Genomic DNA, 21,954 nt, shown 5'->3' with positions numbered 1-21,954 from the left:
TCTCGCCAATATCTATGATCGGGGGGTCGCCACCTCAAGCTTCGCGGGGCAAGCTTTGTTCCCCCGCCCCCAAGCCCGGCTTGTACCCATCGAGCACGTCGGCGGGCAGCACGAACAGCCGCGGCCCGGCGGTGTAGAGCAACGCCGCTTCGACCGCGTGATCGGGAAAGATCACGCGGAGCGCCGCGGCATAGGCCGCCATCTGCCGCAGGTGATAGACCGGGATGTCGGCCACGTCGTCGGGTACACGTCGCCCGGTCTTGAAATCGACCACGCGCACCGTGCGGTCGCCGATGCACAGCCGGTCGACGGTGCCGGCCACCACCTGCGTACCCACCACGGCGGCGATCGGCGCCTCGGCCAGCGCGTCGGGGCCGAACAGGTCGGCAAAGTCCGGATCGTCGAGCACCGCCATCGCATCGCGCGTCACCCGGCGGCGCAGGCCGGAATCCTCCACGCCCGCCGCGCTGGCCAGCCAACGTTCGGCGGCATCGGCGCGCTCGGCCCGCGGCAGGTCGGGCAGGCGTTCGAACAGCTGGTGGAGCAGCCGGCCCCGCTCCGCCGCCGCGCGCATCGTTGCGGTCGGCGGCGGGTCCGACACCTCGTCATCGCCCACGGCGGACGGCGCAAGCGGGCGCGGCGGGCGTGCCTCCGCCGGGGCCAGGGCGCGCAGCCATGCGGGCGCGGGTGCGCCGACGACCGGTGCCGTGCCGGCCCGCGCCTTCGCCGCGACCGGCGGCTGCGGGGTCAGGCCGGTGAAGACGCGCTCACCCTCGCCCTCTTCCACGCCCAGCGCATCGAACGCGGCGGCGGCGGCGCTGTACCAGCTGAGCGGCGGCGGCACGCCCTTATATTTGGCGGACGGCGCGCCGGCGATGACCAGCCGTTCCTCGGCACGGGTCGCGGCGACATAGAAGAGCCGCCAATGCTCCTCCAGCTCGCGCTGGTCGATCGCGGCGAAGGCATCGTCGACCGGCGTCCCCCGCTCAGCCCCGCGCGGGCGGAACAGCGGAAAGGCCGCGCCGTCATGGCCCTCGGGTGCCCAATGGACGATATTGCGGCGGCTGTTGGTCGGATCGATCGCGGCATCGGCCAGCAGGACCAGCGGGGCCTGCAACCCCTTCGACCCGTGCGCGGTCATCACCCGCACCGCGCCGCCCGCTCCGCCCGCGTCGCGCTTGATCTCCACCTCGCCCCGGTCGAACCATTCGACGAAGCGTTGCAGCGACGGCGTGGCGACGCTTTCGAACGACAAGGCGGCATTGAGCAATTCGTCGATCGGGTCTCGCGCCTCCTCGCCCAGTCGTGCGATAAGCTTGGTGCGTCCGTCCAGCTCGCCCGACAGCAATTCCTCGAGGAAGCGATAGGGCGTCGCGAAATCGGCGCGGCGTAGGATGCGCGACAGCGGTTCGACCGCATCGCTGTTCGTCTGGCGCAGGTGCCGCCAGAGGCTCCCGCCCTTGCGCAGCGCCCCGGCCAGCAACTGTTCCTGCGTCCAGCCGATCAGCGGCGAGACGAGCAGGCTGGCAAGGCTCAGGTCATCGTCGGGCTGGAGCGCGAAGCGGATCGCGGCGAGCAGGTCCTTCACCGCCAGCGGCGCATCGAGTCGCAACCGGTCGACGCCCGCCACCGGCACCCCCTCCGCATAAAGCCGCGCGACGATCAGCGAGGCGAGGTCGCCGCGCCGCTTCACCAGCACCATGATGTCGCCCGGCTGGAGCATCCGCCCCTTGGACTCCAGCGGTAGCGTGCCGATCCAGCCGGCGATCTCGCGCGCGATCTTCGCGGCGATCACCCGCGTCACGTCATCGACCCAGCCTTCCTCGGCATCGTCGGGGGTGTCGACCACCGTCGGCGCCCACAGGGTCACGGTGCCGGGGCCGGGCACTTCGCTGTCATGCGTATCGGGCGCGTCGATGCCCATCGCCGGTTCGGGCAAGGCGGCGATGGCGGCGTCAACGAATTCCAGCACCGGCCGCGTCGTGCGGAAACTATGGGTCAGCGACAGCGTGTCGAGTTCGCGCGCATCGCCGCGATATTCGCTGGGCAACGCGGCGCGCCGTTCGAAATCGACATGCGCCGCGCGGAAATAGATCGGGTCGGTGCCCTGGAAGCCGAAGATCGCCTGCTTGTAATCGCCGACGACGAACAGCGTCCGCATCCCCGCCGCGCGCACCGCGTCGCCGCTGAAGAATTCCTCCACCAGCGACCGGACGATCGCCCATTGCTGCGGATTGGTGTCCTGTGCCTCGTCGATCAGGACATGTTCGGTGCTCTGGTCCAGCTTGAACCGCACCCAGTCGCCGATGCCGGGTTGCGCGAGCAGGTTCAGCGTCTCGCGGATCAGGTCGTCGAAATCGACCGCGCCGGCGCGGCGCTTGGCGCGGACATAGGCATCGGCATAGGCGCGCCCGGCCGCCAGCGCGTCGGCCAGCGCATCGGCATAGCCCATTTGCGCGGCCAGTTCGACCAGCTCGCCTGCGCGGCCGCCGACCGCGTCAGCCAGTTCGTCATAGTCCGGTTCGGCGGCGATCAGCTTGGCCGATGCCTTGCGCAGCGTATCCTCGGCGGTGAAGAAGATCTTGCGCACTTCGCGGACACGCGCGGCGCGTTCGGCCGGGTCACGCGCCAGCCAGTCGATGATAGCCGCATGGGTCTTCTTGCCGGTGGCCGTGCCCCAGGCGAGGTTGGCGGCGGCCAGCCGTTCGAGCGCGTCGCAGTCGAATTCCTCGTCGCTGCATGCCTCTGCCAGCATCTCATCGACCGGGCCGGACGGCAAGTCGAGCGCACGGCGCAGGAACGGCTGGAGGCCGCTCGGCAGCTCGGCCATCGCCTGCGGGCGCTTGGCACATTCGCGCAGGAAATTCTCGGCGGCGCCCTCACCCATACGCAGCGACATGGCGGCGATCGCGTCGCCGATCCGGGTCGATCCGGTGCGCTGCTCCTCGACCAGCAATTCGGCCAGCGCCTCGCGCGCCATACCCGCTTCCTCGCGCGCCTCCAGCGGGCGGAAGCCGGGGACCAGCCCCGCCTCGACCGGGAAACCGGCGAGCAGGCTCTGGCAGAAGCCGTGGATCGTCTGGATGCGCACGCCGCCGCCCGGCGCGTCGAGGACGCGGGCGAACAGCGTGCGGGCGCGCGCCAGTAGCGCCGCGTCGTTCACATCCTCGCCCAGCGCGAACAGGTCGGCCTTCAGGTCCGCAGGGGCGAGGCGGACCCAGCGCGCGAGGCGGCTGGCGACCCGCTCGGCCATTTCCGCCGCCCCGGCCTTGGTAAAGGTCAGGCACAGGATGGCGGCGGGATCGACCCCGCGCAGCAACAGGCGGAACACCCGCGCCGACAGGACGTGGGTCTTGCCGGTGCCCGCCGACGCCGACAGCCAGACATGGCGGTGCGGGTCACTGGCCGCCGCCTGGTCGTTCTTCAACCGCTGGAGCGCGCGGACCTCACTCACGGCCATACCATTCGTCGCGGCGCATCAGCTGGTCGTAATCGGCATAGGCGGCATATTCGGGCACCAGTTTCGCGACGAACGCCTCGTCGCCGGTCAGGAAGCGGGCGACCGCCTCTTCGAAATGCCGCTTGGCGAGCGCCACGAATTCGGCGGTGGCGATCCGCCCGCCGGTGCCCGCGGCGTTGACCGGGGTGGTCATCTTGCCGAAACTGTCCTTGTCCTTGATGAGCGACCAATATTCGAACGCCGCCGCCGTGCCGCGCACGCCCGTAAAGCAACCGCGCTCGGCCATCAGTCCCAGCAGCCCGAGCTGCAGGCTGTAGCCGGCGGCCACCGCCTTGCCGCTGGGCGCCTTGCCGGTCTTGTAGTCGATGATCGCCAGCGTGCCGTCGGCGGCGCGGTCGATCCGGTCGGCCTTGCCCGACAGCTCGACCCCGGCGATTTCCAGCACGCCGTCGCATTCGACGCCCACGACGTCGCGCCCCTCAGCCAGCTTTTCGTGGGTCAGCGCCGCAACCCAGTCGATCGCTTCGCGCAAGCGCGGCACCCACAGCGCGCGCAGCAGCGGATGGGTGCGCGGGTCGTCGGACAGCGCCTGCAACCGCCGCCGCAGCTTGGCCGGGTCTAGGCCATCCTCGCGCGCCCAGCGCTCCAGCACGCCATGCACCGCCGTCCCCCGCCACGCGGCGGTCGCATCGGCATCGACCGCATCCAGCGGCGACAAGCGCAGCATCCGCCGCGCGTAAAAGGCGTAGGGGTCGGCCTTCATGCGGTCGACCTCGGTCACCGAGATGCGGCGCGGGCGCAGCGCCACCGGCGGGCGCGGGGCCGGACGCGACGCGGCGGCATAGGTGGCGGGCCGGTCGATCGCCCGCGCCCAGTCGCGCAAATGCCCGGCGCGTTCCAGATTGTCGTCGAGCGCCTGCAACCGCAGCCAGAGCCGCGACGCGATGGTCGGCGCAGTCGCATCACGCGCGGCGCGGGTCAGCACGACATCGGGCGCGCCCATCGCCCCGGCAAAGTCATGCGCGGCAAGGCCGATGCGCCGCTCCAGCCCCGGCAGCCCCAGATCGGCGCGGATACGCGGCGCGAGCCACGGATCGGGCGATGGCAGTGCGGGCCAAACCCCTTCGTTCAGGCCGCCGAGGATCATCAGGTCGGCGGTCTGCAGCCGCGCCTCCAGCAGGCCGAGGATGGCGAGGCGGGGATGCGCGCCCTGCGGCGGGCGCACCGCCACCTCGTCCAGCAACGTGCGCAGCAGCGCAGGCAGGACACGCGGGTCGACCAGCGGCGGGCCGATCGCCGCCTGTTCCTCCAGCGCGGCGATCAGTTCGGCGGCGGCGCGGCCTTCGGGCCGACTCCACGCCGCATCGCCCGCCAGTGTCGTCGCGGTTTCGCGCAGCACGGTCAGCAACCGGACCAGCGGCTGTGGCCCGGCGGCGAAGACCTCGGCAAGTGGGGTCAGCAGCGGGCAGGCAACCTCCCAGAAGCTTGCCGCCGCCGCGCGGATCGCGGCGTCGCGCGGCTCGCCCTCGCGCAGATGGCGGTCGATCCCGGCCAGTCCCGGTGCGGGGCGCGGGCCGCGCAGCGCGCGGTCGAGGCGACGGACACCATCGAGCCATAGTACCCGCTGTTCCGCCTCGCCGCTCTGGACCAGCGGATGCTTCAGCAGCGACAGCAGCGCGACCGGCGCGAACGCCTGCGCCGCTGCCTCGACCAGCGCCAGCAGCAGCGTGCCCGGTGCCAGCAGCGACAGCGGCTGCCCGGCGGAATCGTCGACCCCGACGCCCCAGCGCGCCATATGCGCCGCGACCCGCCGCGCGAGCATCCGGTCGGGCGTCACCAGCGCGGCGGTGCGGCCGGGCGTCTCCAGCGCCTCACGCAGCGCGACGGCGATCGCCTGCGCCTCCTCGGCCGGGGTCGCCAGCTCGACCATCCGTACGCCCGACAGGCGCCGGTCGGCGGCGGGGACGTCGATCCAGTGATGGGTGCGCTCGGCCGGGCTGAGCGCGGTGGCGATGGCGCGGCTGCGGGTCGGCGTCGCGTCATGCTCGCTCGCCGCCTGCCACCGCACGAACTCGTGGCGGTTGACGCCCATCCGGTCGAGCAGCAGCTTAAGGTGATATTGCGGATGCGTCTCGATCGACCGCCTGCGCCGCCCGGTGACCGGATCGGGCGCATGGGGGCCAAGCGATTCCCATGCCTCGTCCTCCATCGCGAGGTCGAGGCCGGGCAGCACCACCATGCCGCGCGGAAGCCCGGCGACGCAGCGCTGGATGCGGGCGATGGCCGGGGCGTTGGTCGCGATGCCCGCCGCGCAGACGAACCCCTTGGGCGGATCGACCGCCCAGCGCGCGCCCAGCCGCCCGAGCAACCGGGTGCGTCGGTCGGCGAGGTCGATCCGCCCCAATGCGGCCAGCTCGCCCGGCCAGCGATCCAGCACGATGCGGAACAGCTCGAGCGAGCGTTCCCAATGCGCCGACAGCGTCTCGTCGAGGTCGAGGGTGCGCAAGCGCGCCGGATCGACCTCCTCGACCAGCAACTGGTCGAGCGTAGCCGCCAGATCGCCCGCCAGCCGCACCGCCTCCGCCGCATCGACCGGGCGGCCGGCGCGCTGGCGCTCCTCGGTCACCAGCCGCGCGAGGATCATCCGCCGGGCAAGCGGGTCGATCGCGGGCGGGATCGGTGCCTGATCGGCCGGGTCGGCGAAACTGCCGATGCCTTCATCCAGTTCGGGATCGCCGATCGCGACCAAGCGCGGCAGCAGCAGCCCGCCGCCGCTGGCGCGCACGAACGCTTCTTGCACCGTCCGCTTGGCGCGGTTGGTGGGAACAAGCACCATGCCCTGCGCCAGCGCCAGCCGGTCACCGCCGAACCGGCGGATCAGCCCGACCGCCAGCGCATCGGCGAACGCCCGGTGGATCGGGATGGTGTAGAGGCTGAGGCGGGTGCCCTCAGCCATCGGCAAGGACGGCTTCGGTCATGCCCACTGCCGACGGGGTGCCGACATCGAACCACAGCCCCTGATGCGCGACACCATAGGCGCGCCCCGCCTCAATCGCGCGGTTCCAGAACAGGTTCGTCGAGAACGCACCCTCGGGCCAGTCGGCGATGATGCGCGGCGACAGAATCTGCACGCCGGTGAACACGAACGGTGCCAGCCGGCCGGGCTTGCGCCGGCCGGTAATGCGACCCGCCGCATCGATATGGAAATCGCCCTGGCCGCGGTGGCCATGCGCCAGCGCCTGCGGCACCAGCAGCAACAGCGCGTCCATCTTCGCATCGTCCCACAGGCTGCTGAGCAGCTTGATCGAATCGACCGGGCCATCGACCCACAGATTGTCCGAATTGACGCAGACGAACGGCTGGTCGCCGATCAACTCGCGCGCCTGCACCAGCCCGCCGCCGGTCTCCAGCAGCTTCGCGCGTTCGTCGGACACGGCGATGTCGATGCCCTTCACCCGGTGCTTGAGATGCGCTTCCATCGCGTCCGCCAGGTAGTGGACGTTGACGACGGCGCGCTTGACCCCTGCCCCGCGCAGCCGGTCGAACACATGATCGATCAGCGGCTTGCCCGCCACCTCAACCAAGGGCTTGGGCCGCATCGCGGTCAGCGGGCGCATCCGCTTGCCCAAGCCCGCCGCCATCACCATCGCGGTTTCGGGCACCGTCGCTTGCGGATGCGGGCGGATCGAACGGAGCGTGGTCATGCGAGTTCCTGCGGATCGCCGCGCTTGGGCGACGGGATGTTGAGATCGAACCAGCGCGCGACCCCGGCGAGCGCCGGATGGGTCAGGTCACGCTCCAGATAGCGCCAGACGCGCGGGCACAGCGCGCCATAGCGCGGCTTGCCGTCGCGCCGCCACAGGCGGGTGAAAATGCCGAGGATCTTCGCGTTCCGCTGCGCCCCGAACAGGTGATAGGCGGCGTCGAACCCGTCCCCCACCCCGGTCGATTCGCGGTAGCGGGCGAGCATCGACGCCTCCACCACCGCCGGCACGTCGCGCCGCGCGTCCTGTAGCAGCGATACGAGGTCGTAGGCGGGGTGCCCGGCCAGCGCGTCCTGGAAATCCAGCAGGCCGAGCCGCGCATCGTCGAGCAGCATCAGGTTTTCGGCATGATAGTCGCGCAGCACGGTGACGACCGGCATTTCCGGCAACGCATCGAACGCGGCATTCCACGCGGCTTCATAGCCGGCGGTATCGACCGACAGCCCCAGCGCATCGCAATACCATTCGATCAGCAGGTTCGCTTCGCGCAGGATGAACGCACGATCGTACGGCGGCACGGGCGCGGGTTCATGGCGCTGCAGGCGCAGCAGCTGGTCGACGGCGGCGGCGTACAGCCGGCCTTCGCTTTCGGGCGCGGCGTCGACCGTCTCGCGCATCCGCATGTCGCCGAAATCCTCCAGCAGCATGAAGCCGGCGGCGGCATCGTCGGCGAGGATCGCGGGCGCAGAAAAGCCCCGTTCGCCCAGCCACGCCGCCATATGCGCGAACTTGCGAGTATCCTCGGGCGGCGGCGCGTCCATCAGCACGGCGCTGCGCCCCGCCTCGATCACGCGGTAATAGCGGCGGAACGACGCATCGACCGCCAGCGGCAAGATCTGCGCATCGCCCCAACCGGCGTCGGCAAGAAAAGGGACAGCCGCATCGCGCGGGTTCAGGTCAGCGGCCATCGCCCTTCCCAAGCGTCCGGCACGCGCGCTGTCAAGCGCCGCCCGCCGCCGTCGTCGAACGCGAGGGTCAGCCACAGCGCATCCGGCCAATAGTCCTCGCCCAGCCGTTCGGGCCATTCGACCAGCAACAGCGCGTCCTCCGCCTCGTCCAGCCCCAGCTCGCGCGCCTCTTGCCGATCCTCGATCCGGTAGAGATCGACGTGCAATACGCTGAGGCACACCTCGGGCGGGTCATAGGGCTGGACGATGGCGAAGCTCGGCGAGGGTGCCTCCCCCGCCAGCCCCAGCGCGGCCAGCAGCCCCCGCGCGATACTGGTCTTGCCGGCACCCAGCGGGCCCGACAGCGCGATGACATCGCCCGGCCGCACCACCGCCGCCAGCCTAGCACCCAGCGCGTGCGCCGCCGCTTCGTCCGGCAGGTGCATCACGGCTCGCGCGGCAGGTCGATGGTGACCAGTGTCCCGACACCCTTCTCCGACACCAGCTCGATCGTCCCACCATGCGCCTCAACCGCCTGTCGCGCGAGCGGCAGGTCGAGGCTCAGCGCGCGTTCGCCGACCCGCGTCGCCCCGGCCTGTGCAAAGCGGTCGAACGCGCGCGCCACCGCATCCTTCGACATGCCCGGCCCGTCGTCCGATACCACGATCCGCGCCCGCTGCGCATCGCCATCGACGTGCAGCAGCACGCGCCCGCCCTGCCGCAAGCCGCCGATCGCATGGTCGAGCAGATGGCCCACCGCCTGGCGCAGCCGCCGCGCATCGCCCAGCATCACGCCGGCGGTCGGCGCGATTTCGACCGCCAGCTCGACGCCCCGCGCCGCCGCCGCCGCACGCGCGGTCGCGGCGGCTTCGGACGCGATCATCTTCAGCGGCACCGTGGCGCGCGAAACCGGCGTGGTCTCGTTCGCGGTCAGGTCGAGCGTGTCGTCGATCAACCCGCCCAGCCGCTCGACCGATTCGAGGATCGCATCGGTATAGCGCGCGCCGTCCGCCGTCAGCTTGCCGGCATAACCTGCCTGCAACATCTCGGCGAACCCCTTGATCGAGGTCAGCGGCGTGCGAAGCTCATAGCTCATCGACGCGACGAACGCGGTCTTCACCCGGTCGGCCGCCTCCAGCGCCTCGTTGCGGTCGCGCAGCGCCTGTTCCATCCGCCGGCTGTCGGAAATGTCGAGCATGGTCAGCAGCGCATTGCCATCGGGCAACGGCACCGCGCCGAATTCATAATGCCGCCCGTCGGCCATGGCGAAGCGGCCGGATCGCTGCATCCGCTGCTGCGTGGCGAAGCGGACCAGCTCGGGGATCAGCGCCGCCTTGCCCGGGCTCGCCAGGCTGTCGGCCACCCGTTCGGCCAGCGCATCGACGCGCGGATGCCCGTCGAGAAACGCATCGTCCAGCCCCCACACCTGCCGGAACTTCGCGTTCCAAATCTGCAACCGGCCATCGGCGGCGAACACGCCCAGCGCCTCGAACAGATTGTCGAACGTCGCCGTCCGCACGCGCAACAACGTGTCGCGCGCGCTGGCCAGCTGCACCTGTTCGGTACGATCCTCGAAGATCAGCAGCAGCCCGCCTTCGGGCAACGGCTGCGCCACGACGCGCAGATGGGTGCCGCCGGGCAGATGCCACTGCTCCTCGATCGCTCCCTCGGCTGCGCGGAACCAGTCGCGCCGCTCCGCCTTCCACCCCGGAAAGTCACGGACTTCGGGCAGACGCTTGGCCTCGCGCATCCGGTCGAGCACCCGGTCGAATTCCGGCCGGTCGGCCAGCCATTCGGGCTTCATCGCAAAGGTGCGGCCGAACGGCTGGTTGTAGAACACCAGCGTGCGGTCGGGCGCGAACTGCGCCACGCCCGCCGACAGCCGGTCGAGCATCGCGCGCTGCGCCTCGCGGCTGCGCTTCAACCGGCCGCGCGCCTCCTCGATCTCATGCACGTCGATCGCGAAGCCGCCGGTGCCGCCGTCGCGCAGCGGCATGTCGTGGACCCGCAGCATCCGCCGTTCGCCGCCGATCGTCGCCGGCATCGCCGCCGCCTGCGGCTGTCCGGTGTCGCGCGCGATCGCCGCGCTGGCGAGCGGCCCGCCCATGCCGACACCCTCGACCAGCTCGACCTGCCGCGCGATTACTTCCGCAGCGTCACCCGCATCGACCGCGCGGACATAGGCGGTGTTGACCATGGCCAGGCGCAGCGTGTCATCGCGATACCACATCGGCATCGGCGCCGCTTCGATCAGGCTGGACAGCGCGTCGAACGCGGCGCGATATTCCTCCGCCTCCGCGCCCAGCGTCGCGATCTCATTGTGAAATTCGGTCGCATCGAAGAACCAGACCAGCACCCCGCCCGGCGTGTTAAGCGCCGCCGGTGCCCGGTCGCCGATCGCAAACAGCGACCGCGCCGAACCGGTCGCGCGGACGACGGTGCGGAACGGCTTGCCCCCGCGCAACGCGGCGGTGATCGCATCGACCAGCCGGTCGGCGCTGCCCGGCTCCAGCCCGCTATCGGCATTGCCCAGATCGGCGACCGACGCCGGCAGGTCGCTGCGCCCCAATCGGTCGGCCAGCGGCCGGTCGAGCAGCAGCCGCCCATCGGCGCGCACCACCATCGCCAGCGCGGGCGATGCGGACAGCGTGGCGCTGAGCGAATCGAACATCGCCCCCGCCGCCGCCGCCTGTCGCCGCGCGGACAGGCCGGCCTGCAGCATCCACGCGCTCGCGCCGACCAGCAACGCCAGCACGACGCCGCTCAGCACGGCCGTCATCAGGGTCAGGGTAATCAAGCAAGCGCCTCGCGGGCAGACGATGGAACGGCAAAAATGGGCACGCCCCTGCCTAGTCGTTACGGCGGGCATAAAAAAGGGGCAGCGCCATACGGCACCGCCCCTTTGTCGCATACCGGCGGCGGATCGCCGCCGCCGGTCACGACGGTCGTTACATCTTCACCCGCGCACCTGCGAAGAGATACCGGCCAAGATACGACACGGGATAGGTGATCGTACCGATTTCAGGCTTCTGCCCGAAGACGTTGTTGACCCCGCCGAAAAACTGGAACCGGTCGGTCGCGTCGACACTCACGAACACGTCGTGCTGCCACAGCGCCTTCAGATACTTGTATTCGGGTGCCACGACATCGGGGTTGCTCTGATTGGTCAGGTTCGAATAGCGCAGCGTCTTATCAAACCACGACAGGCCATAGTTGATCGTCACGTTTTCGATCGACCAGGTAATGTCGCTGTTGATGGTATATTTCGGCGCACTCGATTCACCGCGGCTGTCGGTCACGTCCGCACCCGGCGTGCCGATGAATTCCAGCTTGTCGAGATAATTGCCGATGACGCGGACGTTGAACTTGCCGATCGAGCCAGCGTCGAAATTGTAATTGACGTTCAGGTCAAGACCGGCCGTGCTGAACCGGGCGACATTCTGCGGCGTAACGGTGAAGCCGACGATATTGCCCGGATTGGCCGTGGCGGAGGCGACATTGGTCCGCGTGATCGAACGGCAGAACACGTTGTCGAGCGTCGCCTGGTCAACGCACAGGCGCGCGATCTCGCCCGGCGTCACGGTGTTGATCGCACCGCGCAGGTTGATGTCGTACCAGTCGGCCCGCACCGACAGCCCCGGAATGAATCGTGGCTGCAACACGGCGCCCGCCGTCCAGGTCGTGGCTTCTTCCGCGTCCAGGTTGGGATTGCCGCCCGAGAAACCCGAGATATTCGCCGTCCGGGCATCCTCGTACGTGGCGGGATTGGCCACGCCGAGGCCGGTCAGCAACGTCCGGCAATTCGCGGCGCGCGACGCGGTACCGTTCTGGATTTCGCCAACGCTGCACGGATCGGTGATGAACTGGAACGTCTGCGACAGGCCGCTGAACAGTTCGCCGATGTTGGGTGCGCGCACCGCCTTCGAATAGGTGCCGTTGAACGTCAGGTCACGCACCGGCGCATAGGTCCCGTTGACCTTCCATGTGGTCGTGCGACCGATGGTGGAATAGTCGGACAGGCGGACGGCCGCCCCGAAGCTGAGCCGATGGGCGAACCGCGCGTCGCGGAACACCGGCACGTCGAGTTCGGCGAACCCTTCCTTCACGTCATACTTGCCCTCTTCACGGCCGAGCGAGTTGGTGAAGGTCAGCCCCTGTGCCGCGAGCGGATCGGGAATGAACCGGCTCTCTTCCTTGCGGTATTCGCCGCCCAGCACGAAATTGACCGCACCGCCCGGTAGCTTGAAGAACTGCCCGAAATCGCCCGAGACCGATCCCGACACGACATGCTGGCGCAGGCGCGAGCGATCCGTCGTGGTCGCCCGCACGAAATCGAGCGCGGCCTGGCTCGGCGCGCCATCGCCGAACAGGTTGAGCGGCACGCACTCGCCGGGGCGGAAGGTCGTCGGGTTGACGACGCTGCGGCTCGCATAAGGCTGGTCCGGGCGCCAGTTGGGGTCGAGGTTCACGCGGCAGGTGATCTGCCCGTTGGCCGGATTGCGTACCGCGTCCAGCGCCGCATAGAAGCGATCGTTGTAGGTGTTGTTGACGTAGCGGTTCGCCACATTCGACTGGCCGAAAGTGTACGACACCTCATAGCTGGCGTGATCGTTGATCTCACCCTTGGCACCTACGACCCCGCGATAGGTTTCGCGGGTGATCGTCTCGCCGCGCTGACCGATATCGAAATTGTCGCGCGTCACCAGCACGCCGCCATTGCCGAGATTCGGCAGGCCCGCCGGCAGGAACGGATTGTCGTCCTTGACCAGCAGGTAATAGTCGAACGACGGCTGACCCAGCGTAAACGCCTTGTTGTGGGCGTATTTGGCATCGGCGAACAGCGTCAGAGCCGGCGACACCTCGAAATGCGCGATGGCGTTCACGACATGCCGGTCGATCTGCGGCAGCAGGTCGTTCTGATAATCGGCGACGCGGGTGCCGCTGCCGCCCTGCGAAAAGCCGGGGCGCAGCACGGTGCCGAGCTGGAACGGGACCAGCTGACCCGCGCCGTTCACGATGTAATCGGGCTGTCCGTCGAAATCGACATCGATGCCGCCTTCACGCGCGGTATCGTTGTAGCGCACGTCGCGCGTCGGTACGTTGTCGGGGATGCCGTTATTGGCACCACCAGTATAGCCCGGCTTGAATTCGGGATCGTTCGGGTTGCGGTAGAAACCGACCAGATTCGACCCACGCAGCGCGCGACGATCGCGCGACTCCAGCCGGCTTTCCGACCCATATTCATAGGCGACGGCGACATTGCCGCGACCCTCGGCAAAATTCTTGCCGACCGTAACCGCCAGCAACCGCTTGCCCGCATCGCCATATTCGGTGATCCCGGCCTGCCCACGCGCGGTGATCCCGTCGAAATTGCGCTTCAGCACGAAATTGACGACGCCGGTGACCGCATCCGCGCCATAGATGGCCGAAACGCCGCCGGTCAGGATATCGACCCGTTCCACCAGGTCGTTCGGGATCGAATTGATGTCGATCGCCTGGCTGCCCGGCACCGATGCCACGTGCCGGCGGCCGTCGACCAAGACGAGCGTCCGCTCGGTGCCCAGATTGCGAAGGTTCAGCAGGTTGAGACCGGTCCCACCAATGCCGGCGCGGCTGCCCGAATTGTCGGCCGAGGTGGACGAGCCCTGCAATGCCGGAAAGCCGGTCAGAAAGTCGGTCAGGTTGGTCGTACCCGACTGCTGGATCGTAGCTGCACCCAGCGCAATGATCGGGCTGGGCGATTCGAAATCGGTGCGACGAATGCGGGTGCCGGTGACGACGATTTCCTCGCCGTTGCTTGCATCCGCAGGCGTCTGTGCAGCGGGGTCCGCCGGGATCGGCACATTGTCGGTGGTGCCGGGCGCTGCGGTCTGCGCGACGGCGGAGGCCGACGCCATCAGCGCGGCGATGACAACGGCACTGCGGGCGACACCGGCGCGCAGACGCGACGTTGACTGGTTCATGAAACGGACCCCTTTTTACAAGTTACGCGTATTCTTTATCGATACGCTCTCTTACAGGATTGCAACGCGTCGAAACCGGTTCCGCCGCCTCGATGCGACGTTTCCGTGACACCCGTTGCAAACGCGCAACAAAAAGGGCGGGCACCTATCGGATGCCCGCCCCTTCGGCGCCAGTCTCGCAGTAGCGATCAGTAGCGGTAGTGATCCGGCTTGAACGGCCCTTCGACCGGCACGCCGATGTACGATGCCTGCTTCTCGGTCAGCTTGCTGAGCTTCACGCCCAGCTTTTCGAGGTGCAGCGCCGCGACCTTTTCGTCGAGGTGCTTCGGGAGCACGTACACTTCGTTCTTGTAGTTCTCGCCCTTGGTCCACAGCTCGATCTGGGCCAGCACCTGGTTGGTGAACGACGACGACATGACGAACGACGGGTGGCCGGTGGCGCAGCCCAGGTTCACCAGGCGGCCCTTGGCCAGCACGATGATCTGCTTGCCGTCGGGGAACTTCACCAGGTCGGTGCCCGGCTTCACTTCGTCCCACTCATAGTTCGACAGGGCGGCGATCTGGATCTCGCTGTCGAAGTGGCCGATGTTGCAGACGATGCTCATCGGCTTCATCGCCGCCATGTGCTCGGCGGTGATGACGTCGGCATTGCCGGTCGCGGTGCAGAAGATGTCGGCGCGGGTTACCGCTTCGTCCATCGTCACGACCTCGAACCCTTCCATCGCCGCCTGCAGCGCGCAGATCGGATCGACTTCGGTCACCATGACGCGCGCGCCGCCGTTGCGCAGCGACTGTGCCGAACCCTTGCCGACGTCACCGAAGCCGGCGACGCAGGCGACCTTGCCGGCCAGCATTACGTCGGTCGCGCGACGGATCGCGTCGACCAGCGATTCCTTGCAGCCGTACAGGTTGTCGAACTTCGACTTGGTGACCGAATCGTTCACGTTGATCGCCGGGAAGGGCAGTTCGCCCTTCTTCGCGATCTCGTACAGGCGGTGGACGCCGGTCGTCGTTTCTTCCGACACGCCCTTCAGGTTCTTGACCGTCTCGGTCAGGTAGCCCGGACGCTTGGCGATGAACGCCTTCAGCGCGCGCTGGAACTCGACCTCTTCCTCGTTCTCCGGCTCGCCCAGCGTCGCGCCGGCTTCCAGCTTCGCGCCCCACAGCGCGAACATGGTGGCATCTCCGCCATCGTCGAGGATGATGTTGGCGGTTTCATCGCCCCAGTTGAAGATGTCGCCGACATAGTCCCAGTAATCGGCCAGGCTCTCGCCCTTGATCGCGAACACCGGAATGCCGGCAGCCGCGATGGCGGCGGCGGCATGGTCCTGCGTCGAGAAGATGTTGCAGGTCGCCCAGCGGACGTCGGCGCCGAGCGCGGTCAGCGTCTCGATCAGCACGGCGGTCTGGATCGTCATGTGCAGCGAACCAGTGATGCGCGCACCCTTCAGCGGCTGCGACGCGCCGAACTCGCTGCGCAGCGCCATCAGGCCCGGCATTTCGGTTTCGGCGATCTCGATTTCCTTGCGACCGAAATCGGCGAGGCCGATGTCCTTGATGACGTAATCGGTCTGCTTGTTCGCAATGGCGGTGGCCATGGGGTGCTCCTGCGTGGGGCCATGGGCGCACCCATGGCGGATGGCACGCCTCTACCCAGCCGGCCGTCGAAACGCAAATCCTATATAAAGATATCTTTATATGCTGGTGTCAGGCGGTGCCGGCCCCCAGTGCCAGCAGCCGCGGATCGATGCCCGCGCCCTCAAACCCGCCCCGCCACCGCGCACCCGTCGGCACGTCGAACAGCAAGGCGGCATCGCCCGCGACATTCATCCAGCCATGGCGCGACAATTCGCTTTCCAGCTGCCCCGGCTCCCACCCGGCATAGCCCAGCGCGATCAGATAGCGTTCCGGCCCGGTCCCTGCCGCGATGGCGCGCAGCACGTCGATCGATCCCGACAACGCCCATTTGCCCGCGACGTCGATCGTGTCCTGCCCGCCCCAGCTGTCGTCGTGCAGCACGAAGCCGCGCCGCGTCTCGACCGGGCCGCCCAGATGGATCGGCGCGTCGGGCGCTTCGCCCGGTTCAATGTCGAGCTGCTTCAGCAACGCATGCAGCCCGAGGCCGTCGATCGTGTCGCCGATGCCGACCCCCATCGCCCCGTCCTCGTCATGGGTGCACATCGCGATCACCGCATGGTCGAAACGGCGGTCGCCGATGCCGGGCATGGCGAGCAATATCTGTCCGGCAAGGAATCGTGTCTGTTCCATCATGGTAACGACGCTAACCGGCGCTGCGGCCAAGCGCCATGGTTGAAAAGGTCCGCGTGCGCTCCCACGCTGCATGGTGGCGCGCATGACGTGCCAAGCCTGAAGCGGAGACATTCATGACGATCAAGGTCGGCGACCGCCTGCCCCACGCCACGCTCGCCAAGGTCACGCCCGACGGGCCGGACCAGGTTTCGACCGAGGATTTCTTCGCCGGCCGCCGCGTCGCGCTGTTTTCGGTCCCCGGCGCGTTTACGCCCACCTGCTCGGCACGCCACCTGCCCGGCTTCGTCGATCAGGCAGCCGCGTTCCGCGAAAAGGGCGTCGACGAAATCGCCTGCACCGCCGTCAACGACGCGTTCGTCCTGTCGGCCTGGGCCAAATCGGCCGATGCGGGGGACAAGGTGACGATGCTGGCCGATGGCAACGCCGATTTCGCGAAGGCGGTCGGGCTGACCATGGACGGCTCAGCTTATGGCATGGGCACCCGATCGCAGCGTTATGCGATGCTGGTCAATGACGGCGTGGTCGAGGCACTGCACGTCGAGGCACCGGGTGAGTTCAGGGTCAGCTCGGCGGAAAACCTGCTCGCGTCGCTCTGAAACCATCCGTCGTTTCCCGCCGGCCGTAACGGAACCGGCGGCGACGGTTCGAGTTAGTTCGGTAGTTACGCAGCCATATCGATCAGGAAAGGGAACGTCATGACCTCCACGACGACCACCGACACCGCCAAGGACATCGCCAACGACGTCGCAAACGACGTTGCCGAAACGTCGGGCACGCTCGCTGAAAAGGCATCGGCGACCTATGCCACGGCCAAGGAAAGCGTGAGCGATGCCGCCGCAAAGTCGCGCGACGTCGTGGCCGATGCCGCCGCCAAGTCGCGCGACGCGGTGACCAGCGCCGCCAAGTCGACCGCCGAAACCGTGAAGGCGCATCCCGGCGCGACCGCCGCGGTCGTGGTCGGTGCCGCCGCCGCGATCGCGGGTGCCGCGTTCGGCGCGTCGAAGCTGATCGAAAAGAAGCGTGAGGCCGACGCGCTGCCGAAGGTCCCGCCTTCGGCCACCTGAACTTCACGTCAGCTTCTCCGTTCATCCTGAGTAGCCATTGAGCTTGTCGAAAGGGCGTATCGAAGGACCGTCGCCGCATGGTGCTTCGATACGGACCTTCGACAGGCTCAGTTCCTACTCAGCACGAACGGGCGGTTCGCTATCGCCCCCCTCTTGACCTGTCGCGGCGGAACGCCTTAGCCACGGTCGATGACGCAGGCTTCCCAAATCGTCGCCGAACTCGATCGGCTCTACACCGCCTCGGTCGCGCGCCTTCGCGCCGCCTTGGACCTCTATCTCACCGATGGCACGCCGCCGCCCTCCTCCGCGCGGGTCGACGGATCGTTTGCCTATCCCGAAATCCGGCTGACCTATCGCGGCAGCAGCGACCGGCCGACGCCGTCGCGCGCCTATGGCCGGCTGACCACGCCCGGCGACTATCGCATCAGCGTGACGAAGCCGGCGATGTTCGCGGCGTACCTAACCGAACAGCTCGACCTGCTGATCGAAAACCACGACGTGACCGTCGAGGCGGTGGCCGGGCGGCAGGAAATCCCATTCCCCTACGTCCTCGATGCCGGCCACGCGCTCAGCCTCGACGCCGTATCGGCGACAGAACTCGCCCGTCATTTCCCGGCGACCGAACTGGCGCATATCGGCGACGAGATCGCCGACGGCCTGTGGGTCAGCCAGGACGAGCACCGCCCGCTGGCGCTGTTCGATGGGCTGCGCACCGACTTCTCGCTCGCGCGGCTGCGGCATTACACCGGCACCCCGCCGGAGCATATCCAGCAGTATGTGCTGTTCACCAACTATCACCGCTATGTCGATGAGTTCGTTCGCTGGGCCGGGGACCAGCTGAAGCCCGCCGCCAATGGCACGCCCAGCCGCTACACCGCGCTGTCGGGCGCGGGCGGCGTGCTGGCGACCGCCGGCGACGATGCCGAGCGGATGGTCAGCGACAGCGCGTGGCGGCGGCACCAGATGCCGGCCTATCACCTGGTTGCGCCCGACGGCACCGGCATCACGCTGGTCAATATCGGCGTCGGCCCGTCGAATGCGAAGACGATCTGCGATCATCTAGCGGTCATGCGGCCCGAGGCGTGGCTGATGATCGGCCATTGCGGCGGCCTGCGCCCCAGCCAGCGGATCGGCGACTATGTGCTGGCGCACGCCTATCTGCGCGACGACCATGTGCTCGACGACGTGCTGCCGCCCGAAATCCCGGTCCCGGCAATCGCCGAGGTGCAGGTCGCGATGGCCCGCGCGGCGGAGATCGTGTCGGGCCAGTCGGGCGACGAGCTGAAGAACCGCCTGCGCACCGGCACCATCGTCACCACTGACGACCGCAACTGGGAACTCCGCTTCAGCCGTTCGGCGCTGCGCTTCTCGCTGTCGCGCGCAGTCGGCATCGACATGGAATCGGCGACCATCGCGGCGCAGGGATATCGGTTCCGCGTCCCCTATGGCACGCTGCTCTGCGTGTCGGACAAGCCGCTCCACGGCGAACTGAAGCTGCCCGGACAGGCCAACCGCTTCTACGAACGCGCGATCAACGAACATATGCGCATCGGCATCGAGGCGTGCGAACAGCTGCGCCAGGAAGGCGCCCGCCTGCACAGCCGCAAGCTGCGCGCGTTCAACGAACCGCCGTTCCGGTAAGGCGTCCCGACGCCCTGGATTCAGTCGGGACGTCAGCGGACGTCCACTGCACCGTGTCCCCGCGAAGGCGGGGATCCAGGGCCGGATGCGCAAACCGATATTTTGCTTGGCTCTGGACCCCCGCCTGCGTGGGGGTACTGACGCGGCAAGGCGGCAGGTTATGGCTTTTCGCAGAAGCCTCGATCACGTCTTGGGGCGACGAACAGGCCGGATGATTTCCTGCCCTAAACCCGAAACCGATCGGTCGGGATCGTTGCCTCCCCCGCCGCCGCGCTCTTGTGGAACAGCGCCTTATCCTCCGGCCGGAACGCCCAGCGCCACAGGATCGCGAAATAGGTGGCGAGGATGATCGGGATACCGAACAGCATCTCGGCCCATTCGAACCGCTTGGGCAGTTCCATGATCGCCACGCCGATGATCGTCGCCGCCAGCACCGCCCACAGGAACGCCGGGCGGAAATCGCGCACGTTATGCCCCAGCAGCTTCGACAACAGCCCGGATTTCAGGATCGATCCCAAGGCGACCGACAGGCATAGCGCCATCGCCGGCCCGGTCGCCGCGTAATTCTGCGGCAGGCCAATCGAGCGCATCACGAACACCAGCGCGAAGCTCAGCACGACCTGGAAACTCAGCAGCCCGATCGACAGCATCAGGTTGCGGTGCCGCGCGATATAGACCAGCGCCGCCTCCGACACCGCGCCCTTCGCCGCCAGCACTTCGGCGACCAACAGGAACGACAGCGCCGCCGCGCCGCTGACGAATTCGCGCCCGACCACGCCCATCACGCCGGTCGCCGGGATGCTGCCCGCCAGCGCCAGCGCGGCCTGCGCGGTGATGATCCAGAACCCGACCTGCCGCACCTGCCGCGCGACCGCGGCCTTGTCGTCCGCCGCCAGGCTCTGGGTGATGACCGGGCCGAGGACAGGATCGAAACTGGTCTTCAACTTCTGCGGCAGCGACGCAACCTGCTGCGCCATATAATAGATACCGACGATCGCCGGCCCGAATAGCAGCCCCAGGATGAAGCGGTCGACGTTGCGCGTGCCCCATTCGATCGCGTCGGCCCCGGCCAGCGGCATGTTGCGTTTCACCAGCGCCAGCATCGGGCGCAGGTGTGGCGACCAGCCATAGGGCAGGCCATAGCTGCGGATGAACGGCACGATCGACGCCACCAGTGCCGCCGCCATCGCCAGCACATAGCTCATGATGAGGCCGTCACGCGTCGAATAATAGCTGAACGCCCAGGCAGCGATCGAGATCGTCCATGGCTCCACCACCGCCCGCGCCGTCACCGCCGCCTTGACGTTCAACCGGTAGGCCAGCGCCGCCAGGCTGACGTCCGACCATGCGATGGCGAACACGATCAGCGGCAGGAGCCGCTCGAACCCGATCACCTCGCTGTTGGGGTACATGATCTGCGGGAACACGAACAGCACCGCGCTGGCCGCGACCGACAGGATGAACGCGACCGCCAGTGCGTCCCACACGACATGCGCGTGCGGCCGGTCGGTCGACGACAATGCCTGCGCCAGCCCCCGCTTCAACCCCAGCGTCGCGACCAACGCCGCCAGTTCGACGACCAGCACCGCCAGCGCGAACCGCCCGACGATTTCGGGACCATAGATGCGACCCGCGATGAACAGGAACGGCAGCCGCGCGACGAGCCGCAAGACGAATCCGAACACGTTCGTCCGCCCGCCCTTGGCCAGGGCGGCGATATCGTCGGTCGGCGGGGTCGGCGCGTCGGTCATGCGACGCGCGAAGGATCGATCATCGCGGCCTCTTACGCGACGCCGCGCGCTCCCCATAGCCCCCGTTTACGCTTTGGCGGCGGGGTGCGGCTTGGGGGCAACGGTCGCGGCCGGGAACGATCCGCCGCGCCGCGTCTTCGATCCCCGATGACCGATGGAGACGATCGATGAAGCCGTTCGCAACGATCCTGGGATTGGGCCTGCTGGCTGCCTGTTCGGAGCAGTCCGCTCCCGGTAACACCGCCACCGATACTGCGCATGCCGGCATGTCGCACGATGCGATGGCGACCCCGAACGCCGGCGACTCCGATGCGACCCGCGGGTTCAAACAATCGATGGCCGACATGATGACGAACGCCCCGCCCTATACCGGTGACGCCGATGCCGACTTCATGCAGCAGATGCGCGTCCACCATGTCGCGGCGGTCGCGATGGCCCGTACCGAACTCGCCCACGGCAAGGATGCGCAAGCCCGCGCGCTAGCGCAGGCGGTGATCGGTGCGCAACAGAAGGAGATTGCTCAGATTGATGCGTGGCTGCGGCGACGGACCTCCGCAGGACAATAAAAGGCCACTGGCAGCGGCGCACGATCCGCGACAATATAGCAAATGGACCGCCGCCACTTACTAGCGCTCGCGCCGCTACTGCCCTTCCTCGCCTTGGCACCAGCGGAGGCTTGCAGCTATGGCCTACTCTCCACGGCGACATCCGCACGGCGGCGGAAGATCGTCACGACTTTATTCCAACACTGGTGGGCGCGCGACCGGGCGGCCTTCTTGAAAGGCTTCACGGACATCGTGCGATCGGACGGCACGACGATGCCATCGAAGGAAGCAAAGGCGCTGTTCCCATCCCGAGCCGTCCCAACGGCCACTGCCTCGCTCTTCGACCGCTTCTTCACCGATGACAGCAAGGTTCAGCGCGTCATGTGGACGCTTGATACGCCCGCCGGCATGATTGTCGCCTGTAACGAGTACGACAAGGTGGATGACCCCAACGACCCCTGCTCGCCAGAACCGGTCCTACACCTGTTCATGGTCGAGATGTCCAACCTTACGCTAGCAGCGATGATACACATGGCCACGGCGGCAACGCCACAGTCCGACGTCTTTCACATGTCGGTTGGGGACTGACGACGCCGAGAGCTCTGCAC

The 21,954-nt window shown here is 68.0% G+C and carries 15 protein-coding genes; 5 read left to right on the top strand and 10 right to left on the bottom strand.

Going from position 1 to position 21,954, the window contains the following annotated elements; genetic code table 11:
* Positions 1-34: 34 nt before the first annotated feature.
* From addA to ASE67_RS10115, 9 genes are all read right to left on the bottom strand, one after another.
* Entirely contained in the window at positions 35-3,460 is a 3,426-nt protein-coding gene (gene addA, locus ASE67_RS10155; protein ID WP_055760308.1) for a double-strand break repair helicase AddA, read from the bottom strand.
* Positions 3,447-6,416, bottom strand: a complete 2,970-nt coding sequence (addB, locus tag ASE67_RS10150) for a double-strand break repair protein AddB (protein ID WP_055761566.1) — start codon at positions 6,414-6,416, stop codon at positions 3,447-3,449. Before addB ends, addA begins: the two co-directional genes overlap by 14 nt.
* Positions 6,409-7,164, bottom strand: coding sequence for a nucleotidyltransferase family protein (locus tag ASE67_RS10145; RefSeq protein WP_055760304.1), 756 nt, complete (start codon positions 7,162-7,164; stop codon positions 6,409-6,411). The genes addB and ASE67_RS10145 overlap by 8 nt, the downstream gene beginning before the upstream one ends.
* Positions 7,161-8,132 carry an aminoglycoside phosphotransferase family protein gene (locus ASE67_RS10140; RefSeq protein WP_055760301.1) on the bottom strand — a complete coding sequence of 324 codons (972 nt, stop codon included), beginning with the start codon at positions 8,130-8,132 and terminating at the stop codon, positions 7,161-7,163. The genes ASE67_RS10145 and ASE67_RS10140 overlap by 4 nt, the downstream gene beginning before the upstream one ends.
* Positions 8,117-8,557, bottom strand: a complete 441-nt coding sequence (gene tsaE, locus ASE67_RS10135; protein ID WP_055760298.1) for a tRNA (adenosine(37)-N6)-threonylcarbamoyltransferase complex ATPase subunit type 1 TsaE — start codon at positions 8,555-8,557, stop codon at positions 8,117-8,119. Before tsaE ends, ASE67_RS10140 begins: the two co-directional genes overlap by 16 nt.
* Positions 8,557-10,890 carry a sensor histidine kinase gene (locus ASE67_RS10130; RefSeq protein ID WP_055761564.1) on the bottom strand — a complete coding sequence of 778 codons (2,334 nt, stop codon included), beginning with the start codon at positions 10,888-10,890 and terminating at the stop codon, positions 8,557-8,559. The genes tsaE and ASE67_RS10130 overlap by 1 nt, the downstream gene beginning before the upstream one ends.
* Before the next feature lie 169 nt (positions 10,891-11,059).
* Positions 11,060-14,074 (bottom strand): TonB-dependent receptor plug domain-containing protein, encoded by a 3,015-nt coding sequence (locus ASE67_RS10125; RefSeq protein WP_055760295.1) that lies wholly within the window; start codon positions 14,072-14,074, stop codon positions 11,060-11,062.
* 188 nt (positions 14,075-14,262) lie between these two features.
* Positions 14,263-15,672 carry an adenosylhomocysteinase gene (ahcY, locus tag ASE67_RS10120; RefSeq protein WP_055760292.1) on the bottom strand — a complete coding sequence of 470 codons (1,410 nt, stop codon included), beginning with the start codon at positions 15,670-15,672 and terminating at the stop codon, positions 14,263-14,265.
* A gap of 109 nt (positions 15,673-15,781) precedes the next feature.
* Positions 15,782-16,342: a YqgE/AlgH family protein gene (locus tag ASE67_RS10115; protein ID WP_055761561.1), complete on the bottom strand. Its 561-nt coding sequence runs from the start codon at positions 16,340-16,342 to the stop codon at positions 15,782-15,784.
* A 116-nt stretch (positions 16,343-16,458) separates the two neighbouring features.
* Between ASE67_RS10115 and ASE67_RS10110 the strand changes: the two genes are divergently transcribed.
* The 3 genes from ASE67_RS10110 (at position 16,459) to ASE67_RS10100 (ending at position 19,050) form a co-directional block, all read left to right on the top strand.
* Positions 16,459-16,941 (top strand): peroxiredoxin, encoded by a 483-nt coding sequence (locus ASE67_RS10110; protein WP_055760290.1) that lies wholly within the window; start codon positions 16,459-16,461, stop codon positions 16,939-16,941.
* A gap of 99 nt (positions 16,942-17,040) precedes the next feature.
* Positions 17,041-17,409: a hypothetical protein gene (locus ASE67_RS10105; protein ID WP_055760287.1), complete on the top strand. Its 369-nt coding sequence runs from the start codon at positions 17,041-17,043 to the stop codon at positions 17,407-17,409.
* 189 nt (positions 17,410-17,598) lie between these two features.
* Positions 17,599-19,050 (top strand): AMP nucleosidase, encoded by a 1,452-nt coding sequence (locus ASE67_RS10100; protein ID WP_055760285.1) that lies wholly within the window; start codon positions 17,599-17,601, stop codon positions 19,048-19,050.
* Positions 19,051-19,274: 224 nt separating this feature from the next.
* Here the strand turns inward: ASE67_RS10100 and ASE67_RS10095 are convergent, their stop codons facing one another.
* On the bottom strand, positions 19,275-20,801 hold the full coding sequence (locus ASE67_RS10095) for a lipopolysaccharide biosynthesis protein (RefSeq protein ID WP_055760282.1): 1,527 nt from the start codon (positions 20,799-20,801) through the stop codon (positions 19,275-19,277).
* A 167-nt stretch (positions 20,802-20,968) separates the two neighbouring features.
* Between ASE67_RS10095 and ASE67_RS10090 the strand changes: the two genes are divergently transcribed.
* A complete protein-coding gene (locus ASE67_RS10090; protein WP_055760279.1) occupies positions 20,969-21,367 on the top strand; it encodes a DUF305 domain-containing protein in 399 nt (132 codons plus the stop codon).
* A 42-nt stretch (positions 21,368-21,409) separates the two neighbouring features.
* On the top strand, positions 21,410-21,934 hold the full coding sequence (locus ASE67_RS10085) for a hypothetical protein (RefSeq protein ID WP_055760276.1): 525 nt from the start codon (positions 21,410-21,412) through the stop codon (positions 21,932-21,934).
* Positions 21,935-21,954 lie beyond the last annotated feature (20 nt).

Origin of the sequence: Sphingomonas sp. Leaf23, from assembly GCF_001421585.1 — a bacterium.
In the GTDB taxonomy this organism is placed as follows: Bacteria; Pseudomonadota; Alphaproteobacteria; order Sphingomonadales; family Sphingomonadaceae; genus Sphingomonas.
The sequence above is the reverse complement of the archived record's forward strand: the minus strand, read 5'-3'. Positions and strand labels throughout refer to the sequence as shown.

What these genes read in the sequence shown, in the direction of transcription:
- ASE67_RS10115 (WP_055761561.1), bottom strand. Translation starts at nt 16,342, where the DNA reads ATGGAACAGACACGATTCCTTGCCGGACAGATATTGCTCGCCATGCCC.
- ASE67_RS10145 (WP_055760304.1), bottom strand. Translation starts at nt 7,164, where the DNA reads ATGACCACGCTCCGTTCGATCCGCCCGCATCCGCAAGCGACGGTGCCC.
- addA (WP_055760308.1), bottom strand. Translation starts at nt 3,460, where the DNA reads ATGGCCGTGAGTGAGGTCCGCGCGCTCCAGCGGTTGAAGAACGACCAG.
- ASE67_RS10090 (WP_055760279.1), top strand. Translation starts at nt 20,969, where the DNA reads ATGAAGCCGTTCGCAACGATCCTGGGATTGGGCCTGCTGGCTGCCTGT.
- ASE67_RS10095 (WP_055760282.1), bottom strand. Translation starts at nt 20,801, where the DNA reads ATGACCGACGCGCCGACCCCGCCGACCGACGATATCGCCGCCCTGGCC.
- ASE67_RS10140 (WP_055760301.1), bottom strand. Translation starts at nt 8,132, where the DNA reads ATGGCCGCTGACCTGAACCCGCGCGATGCGGCTGTCCCTTTTCTTGCC.
- ASE67_RS10110 (WP_055760290.1), top strand. Translation starts at nt 16,459, where the DNA reads ATGACGATCAAGGTCGGCGACCGCCTGCCCCACGCCACGCTCGCCAAG.
- ASE67_RS10100 (WP_055760285.1), top strand. Translation starts at nt 17,599, where the DNA reads ATGACGCAGGCTTCCCAAATCGTCGCCGAACTCGATCGGCTCTACACC.
- ASE67_RS10105 (WP_055760287.1), top strand. Translation starts at nt 17,041, where the DNA reads ATGACCTCCACGACGACCACCGACACCGCCAAGGACATCGCCAACGAC.
- ahcY (WP_055760292.1), bottom strand. Translation starts at nt 15,672, where the DNA reads ATGGCCACCGCCATTGCGAACAAGCAGACCGATTACGTCATCAAGGAC.
- ASE67_RS10125 (WP_055760295.1), bottom strand. Translation starts at nt 14,074, where the DNA reads ATGAACCAGTCAACGTCGCGTCTGCGCGCCGGTGTCGCCCGCAGTGCC.
- ASE67_RS10130 (WP_055761564.1), bottom strand. Translation starts at nt 10,890, where the DNA reads ATGACGGCCGTGCTGAGCGGCGTCGTGCTGGCGTTGCTGGTCGGCGCG.
- tsaE (WP_055760298.1), bottom strand. Translation starts at nt 8,557, where the DNA reads ATGCACCTGCCGGACGAAGCGGCGGCGCACGCGCTGGGTGCTAGGCTG.
- addB (WP_055761566.1), bottom strand. Translation starts at nt 6,416, where the DNA reads ATGGCTGAGGGCACCCGCCTCAGCCTCTACACCATCCCGATCCACCGG.
- ASE67_RS10085 (WP_055760276.1), top strand. Translation starts at nt 21,410, where the DNA reads ATGGACCGCCGCCACTTACTAGCGCTCGCGCCGCTACTGCCCTTCCTC.